This window comes from Protofrankia sp. Cj3 (assembly GCF_917627355.1).
GTDB lineage: Bacteria > Actinomycetota > Actinomycetes > Frankiales > Frankiaceae > Protofrankia.
Genome location: NZ_CAKJTR010000128.1, coordinates 1 through 5657 on the forward strand (window position 1 = coordinate 1; position 5657 = coordinate 5657).

General features: G+C 70.0%; 5 protein-coding genes. 3 read left to right on the plus strand and 2 right to left on the minus strand.

Annotated features, from left to right (window positions below; translation table 11 throughout):
- The coding region (locus MJ783_RS16435) for a Uma2 family endonuclease (protein WP_239311330.1) at nt 1–458 on the minus strand (458 nt) is incomplete at its 3' end.
- Nucleotides 459–784: 326 nt separating this feature from the next.
- Here MJ783_RS16435 and MJ783_RS16440 point away from each other — a divergent pair.
- A complete protein-coding gene (locus tag MJ783_RS16440) occupies nt 785–1567 on the plus strand; it encodes a DedA family protein (RefSeq protein ID WP_239311331.1) in 783 nt (260 codons plus the stop codon).
- Nucleotides 1568–1615: 48 nt separating this feature from the next.
- Here MJ783_RS16440 and rfbB read toward each other — a convergent pair whose 3' ends face one another.
- Complete coding sequence (rfbB, locus tag MJ783_RS16445; RefSeq protein WP_239311332.1) at nt 1616–2617, minus strand: dTDP-glucose 4,6-dehydratase; 1002 nt, start codon at nt 2615–2617, stop codon at nt 1616–1618.
- Nucleotides 2618–3058: 441 nt separating this feature from the next.
- Here rfbB and MJ783_RS16450 point away from each other — a divergent pair, with 441 nt between their 5' ends.
- Together MJ783_RS16450 and MJ783_RS16455 are read left to right on the plus strand one after the other, a co-directional pair.
- Nucleotides 3059–4672 carry an ABC-F family ATP-binding cassette domain-containing protein gene (locus MJ783_RS16450; protein WP_239311333.1) on the plus strand — a complete coding sequence of 538 codons (1614 nt, stop codon included), beginning with the start codon at nt 3059–3061 and terminating at the stop codon, nt 4670–4672.
- A 75-nt stretch (nt 4673–4747) separates the two neighbouring features.
- Nucleotides 4748–5657: cation diffusion facilitator family transporter (locus tag MJ783_RS16455; RefSeq protein WP_239311334.1), on the plus strand; the 910-nt coding region annotated here is incomplete at its 3' end.

Sequence of the window (5657 nt, forward strand, 5' to 3'; positions counted from 1 at the left end):
TACCGCCGGCCGTACCTGGACAGGACCTCGACGGCCAGAACCGGCAGGCGCGCATCCTTGTCGGGCAGTACGAGAACGTCGGGTTGAAACCTCTTCTTCAGCGACACGGGCACGTCGAACGGTGCGACCAGAGTCCGTTTCAGGCCCTGCTCGGCCGCAAGGAGAATGGAGCCGAGCCGGAGCACAACTCGTTGGTGGTCGTAGCCGGGGGCTGGGCTCACGACGACGACGCCGTCGAGGAGTTCCCAGCGCCGCCGGTCGTCGGGCGCCTGGTCGAGATGGTCGGTGGTGTAGCCGCCGGGGTCGACGGCATGGAGGTAGGCCAGACCTTCGTCGAAGTCGACCCGGCCGACCGGCAGTGGCCACTCGACGAGGCCGGTGATGTCCAGCGGCTGACTGAGCGGCCTGTCCTGCGGCTCCTGCGCCATCGGGTCACGGTTCACCGCCACAGCTGTCATGGTGCCACTCCTCCTCGGATTCGGACGGCACATTTGCTGTGAAGCATACGTCGATGAGTGACTGATTTACGACGATGAGCGAAGAATCGTCCGTTGGCTCGCAGTGACCCGGTGGCCGGGTGTTCGAATCATTGGATTCCCGGGCGTGTCGTGCCTGGTCAGCCGACGATAGGGGGGTGGGTGACGCCGGGGTTCCGCTCACGACTGCCACGGCGCAAAGCGCGCACAACGCCGTGACGGGCACAACGCCGGATGAACCGATACCGGATGAGCCGGATGAGCCGACGGCCACAGCCAGGCGCCGGTGGTGGACGCGGATAGGGCCGGTGGACGCCGTCTGTGTCGGCGGCCTCGCGGCGCAAACCATCTGGGCGTCAGTCAGCGTGCTGCTGATCCCACGGCTTATCGGCACCCACCCCGTCCTGCTCGAGCTGCTCGGCGCCACGTCTCCGGCCATGGTCGCCGCGGGCGCGTTTGCCCGCGCCGGCAAAGCCGGCCTTGCCGTGGCCCTCGCGGCGCCGACGGTCGGGTGGGTGCCGTTGGATGTGTTCGGCTGGTGGGCGGGACGCCGGTACGGGCGGCCGGCGGTCGACATCCTCACCCGCGGTCGTCCGCGCAGCCTCGACTTCGCCGACCGTGTCGACCGGATGGCGCGACGGTGGGGATTCGGCGCGCTGGTGCTCGCGCCCTGGTTGCCCGTCCCGAATCAATTGATCTATGCGGCCACCGGCTGGCACGGCATGTCGCTGGTCCGGTTCCTGATCGGCGACGCCATTGGTACGACCCTGCGCACCGGGGTGATCGTCAGCCTGGGCTACGCCGTGGGCGACCAGGCGGTCGATCTCGCCACCGCGATCTCCCATGACACCGTTCTCAGTTTTGTCACGCTGACCGCCCTGATGGTCTCCTGGGCGGTCTTCCGTAACCGCCGGAGCCTGCGCGGTCTGCTCGCCCGTGCTCGCCCCCGCCCGCGGGCGTTGCGAACGCCGCGGCGGGTCCGGGGCCAGCCGCCGACGCCGGACCCGTCGGACCCGCCGGAGCCGTCGGAGCCGTCGGACCCGTCGGGCGGTCCCACGCCGGACCCGGCAGACCCATCGGGCGGGTCCTGACCGGCAGAGCATGGGCCAGCGCCGGGCGGGGCCACACCCGGCGGGGGGTCAGCGCCAAGCGGTCTCCGAGACAGGGGAGCGGCCGATGAGCGGGCGCCACCACGACTCGTTGTCGCGGTACCAGGCGACGGTCTCCTTCATCCCGTCGGCGAAGCCGATCTCGGGTGCCCAGCCGAGCTCGGCCCGCAGCTTGGACGAGTCGAGCAGGTAGCGCCGGTCGTGCGACGGCCGGTCCGGCACGATCGTCTTCAGTGACGCGGGCAGGCCCAGCTCACCGAGGACGGTGTCGGCGATGGTCTCGATGTCGGCCTCGACGCCGCTGCCGACGTGGTAGGTCTCGCCGACCCGGCCCCGCTCGAGCACCGCGTCGATCGCCCGGCAGTGGTCGGCGACGTGCAGCCACTCCCGGCGGTTGCGTACCGAGGCGTACAGCGGCAGGTTCTCACCCTGCAACGCCCGGGTGACGAACAGCGGGATGACCTTCTCCGGGAACTGGTACGGCCCGTAGTTGTTCGAGCAGTTCGTGATGGTCACCGGCAGGTCGTAGGTCAGGCCGTAGGCGCGCACCGCGTGGTCGCCGCCGGCCTTCGCCGCGTTGTACGGCGTGCGGGGCAGGTAGGGGGAGTCCTCGGTGAAGGCGCCCGGGTCGTCGAGATCCATGTCGCCGTAGACCTCGCACGTCGAGATCTGGTGGAAGCGCGCCACACCGACCGTACGGGCGGCCTCCAGCAACGTCTGGGTGCCGATGACGTTGGTGGAGAAGAAGTCCCCCGGGCGGATGATCGCCAGGCTGTTGTGCGACTCGGCGGCGAAGTTGACCACGACGTCGACGTGGTGCTCCCGCAGCAGCGACTCGATCAGCTCGCGGTCGCGGATGTCGCCGTGCACGAAGGTGATCGCGTCCAGCACGTCGGTGAGGTTTTCCCGGCAGCCCGCGTAGGTCAGCGCGTCCAGGGCGACCAGCTGGTCGCCAGCGTGGTGCTCGCGCCAGTATCGGATGAAGTTTGACCCGATGAAGCCAGCGGCCCCGGTCACCAGCAGCGTCGACATGGTGTGAACGTCCCCCTTGGGATGAAGTCGTGATCGGCGGCCCCCCGGACCGCCCGGACGCCAGCCTCTCATGTCGGTTACTCAGCCCACTGCTCAGCCCACGCCAGGTGCTCAGCCCGGCCGGGCGGCTGCGCTGGCGCTGGTGGCGGGGCCGCCGCGGTGATGGCGGCGGGGCTGCCACACCGCGCTCGAGCGCGGTGGCTCCCTCCGGACGTCGCCTGCGCGCCGCCCGCCGGGCACGACGGCGACGAAGGTGACGAACGCGGTTCCCGCCGGCTGCGCCCGGTGCACCCAGGTACGGGCGAGCCAGGTGACCGTACTCTGTGACTATGGGCTCGGTGGTGAAGTTCGTGGGCGCAGGCCGGGTGCCGAGGCACGCGATCGAAGTTCGACCGAACAGGCCCTTCGTTCGCTGACGTCCCAGGAAGGCCACGTACATTTATGATCATCGCGTCCGACCTGGAGTTGCGCGCTGGCGCCCGGACTCTTATCGAGGCGGTGTCGTTCCGTATCCAGCCGGGTGACCGGATCGGGCTTGTCGGCCGCAACGGCGCGGGTAAGACGACGCTGCTCAGGACGTTGGCCCGCGAGACGCTGCCGTTCGCCGGAAAGGTCGACATCCGCGGCGACCTCGGTTATCTCCCCCAGGAGCCCCGGGCCGGCGACCCGGCGGACAGCGCCCGTGACCGTGTCCTGTCCGCCCGCGGCCTCGATGTGATCGTGCGGGAGATGGAAAAACTCCAGGTGGAAATGGCGGAGCTGGTCGACGATGCCGCGCGGGACGTGGCGATCCGTCGCTACGGCCGCCTTGAGGAGCGTTTCGGCACCCTCGGCGGATATGCGGCCGAGGCCGATGCGGCCCGGATCTGCTCCGCGCTGGGGCTCGCGGACAGGGTGCTCGGCCAGCAGCTGGAGACGCTGTCCGGCGGCCAGCGCCGTCGGGTCGAGCTGGCTCGCATCCTGTTCGGTGGCGCCGGTGACACCGACGCCACCCTGCTGCTCGACGAGCCCACCAACCACCTCGACGCCGACTCGATCATCTGGCTGCGTGAGTTCCTGCGCTCCCACAGCAGCGGGCTCGTGGTGGTCAGCCACGATGTCGATCTGCTGGACCGCTGCGTCAACAAGGTTTTCTACCTCGACGCCACCCGTGCCGCGCTGGATGTCTACAACGTCAGCTGGAAGACCTACCTGGCCCAGCGGGAGCTTGACGAGCGCCGGCGGCGGCGGGAGCGGGCCAACGCCGAGAAGAAGATCGACGCCTTGAAGGCCCAGGCCGACAAGATGCGGGCGAAGGCCACCAAGGCCCGCGCGGCCCACCAGATGGACCGCCGGGCCGACCGGCTTGCCGCCGGGCTCGCCGCGGTGCGGGTCGCGGACCGGGTCGCCAAGCTGCGGTTCCCCGATCCGGCTCCGTGCGGACGGACCCCGCTGACCGCCACCGGCCTGTCGAAGTCCTATGGGTCGCTGGAGGTCTTCACCGGAGTCGACCTGGCCATCGACCGTGCCGCGCGGGTTGTCATCCTCGGCCTCAACGGTGCCGGCAAGACGACCCTGCTGCGGATGCTCGCCGGTGTCGAGTCCCCGGACACAGGCGAGGTCCACCACGGTCATGGGCTTCGGCTGGGCTACTACGCCCAGGAGCACGAGACCCTGGACATCAACCAGTCGGTGCTTGACAACATGCGCGCTACCGCGCCGAGTACCTCCGACGTGGAGCTGCGCCGCATCCTCGGCGCCTTCCTGTTCAGCGGCGACAGCGTGGCCCAGCCGGCCGGCACGTTGTCGGGCGGGGAGAAGACCCGGCTGGCGCTGGCCGGCCTGGTGTGCAGCGCCGCGAACGTGCTGCTGCTGGACGAGCCCACCAACAACCTTGACCCGGCGTCGCGGGACGAGGTCCTCGCGGCCCTCGCCACGTTCCGCGGAGCGGTCGTGCTGGTCACCCACGATCCGGGCGCGGTGGAGGCGCTGGCCCCGGACAAGGTGCTCATGCTGCCGGACGGTGTCGAGGACTCCTGGTCCGCGGATCTTGTCGAGCTGATCACGCTTGCCTGACCGGGGCGGGCGCCGGTGCTGTACCCGCCGGCCGTGCCACAACCTGTGGGGGAGCGTCGAGCAAGGGATGGTCGTGTGAGCGCGGAAGGTGGCACGAAGGCGGTTCTGGCCGCGCTGTCGGCCAATCTGGGGATCGCGGCGGCGAAGTTCGTCGGCTTCCTCATCACCCGGTCGTCGTCGATGCTGGCCGAGTCCATCCACTCGGTCGCGGACTCGGGCAACCAGGTCCTGCTGCTCGCGGGCCAGCGGCACGCGGCCCGGCCCGCTGATGAGGAACACCCCTTTGGCTACGGCCGCTCGCGCTACATCGCCGGCTTCCTCGTCGCGATCGTGTTGTTCAGCGTCGGCGGGCTGTTCTCGGTCCATGAGGGGGTGGCGAAGCTGCGCCATCCCCATGAGCTCGACAGCGCACTGGTGGCGATCGTCATCCTGCTGGTCGCGACCGCGCTGGAGGGATTCTCCCTGCGGACCGCGGTCGCCGAGGCCCGGCACGTCAAAGGAGCCGCCTCCTGGTGGGAGTTCATCCACGCCGCGCGTGCCCCGGAACTGCCGGTGGTGCTGATGGAAGATCTTGCCGCGCTGGTGGGCCTCGTGTTCGCGCTTGCCGGCATCGGTCTCACCATCGTGACCGGCGACCCGGTCTGGGATGCCGTGGGCACCCTCGCGATCGGCATCCTGCTGCTGGCGGTGGCCGTGATCGTGGCGGTCGAGACCCAGGCGATGCTGGTCGGGGAGGCGGCCACCCCGGCGATGGTCGCCGCCATCCGCGGCGCTCTCGCGGAATCGCCGCACATCACCCGGGTCATCCACCTGCGCACGCTGCACCTCGGCCCGGACGAACTGCTCGTGGCAGCGAAGATCGGCATGGATGTCACGCTTACCCTGCCGGCTGTCGCGTACGCGATCGACAGCGCTGAGGCGCGGCTGCGGGCGGCTGTACCGATCGCGCGCAGGGTCTACCTGGAGCCGGACATCGCCCGGGAGA

Excerpts from the sequence above, each read along its gene's own strand:
- rfbB (WP_239311332.1), bottom strand. The coding sequence starts at position 2,617 with ATGTCGACGCTGCTGGTGACCGGGGCCGCTGGCTTCATCGGGTCAAAC.
- MJ783_RS16450 (WP_239311333.1), top strand. The coding sequence starts at position 3,059 with ATGATCATCGCGTCCGACCTGGAGTTGCGCGCTGGCGCCCGGACTCTT.